The sequence below is a fragment of the Pseudoalteromonas luteoviolacea NCIMB 1942 genome (assembly GCF_001625595.1).
Lineage (GTDB): Bacteria > Pseudomonadota > Gammaproteobacteria > Enterobacterales > Alteromonadaceae > Pseudoalteromonas > Pseudoalteromonas luteoviolacea_A.
In genome coordinates, this window is record NZ_AUXT01000050.1 from 1 (window position 1) to 337 (window position 337).

2 tRNA genes are annotated in these 337 nt (G+C 46.0%); both read right to left on the reverse strand.

The annotated features are described in order from the left end of the window. Nucleotides 1-16: 16 nt before the first annotated feature. Nucleotides 17-91: transfer RNA gene (locus N482_RS04010), tRNA-Gln, on the reverse strand. A gap of 160 nt (nt 92-251) precedes the next feature. Further along, nucleotides 252-336 (reverse strand) — tRNA-Leu (locus tag N482_RS04015). Between the last annotated feature and the right edge of the window lies 1 nt (nt 337).

The window sequence follows — 337 nt, forward strand, 5'->3', positions numbered from 1 at the left end:
TTATCTCATAAAGAGATGGCTGGAGTACCAGGATTTGAACCTGGGAATGGCGGGATCAAAACCCGCTGCCTTACCGCTTGGCGATACTCCAACGATTATTTCAAATCTAATTATGTTGAACCCAGGATTTGATTCTGGGGGTGGATGAGTGAGGGATCAAAACCTCTCTCTTCTGTCCTTACCGCTTCCACTTCGTGTCGAGGCGATACTCCAACAATGGTAGTTGATTATTTTGATTCTTATCGAGAATATGGTGCGGAAAGAGAGACTTGAACTCTCACATCCGAAGATACTGGAACCTAAATCCAGCGCGTCTACCAATTCCGCCACTTCCGCA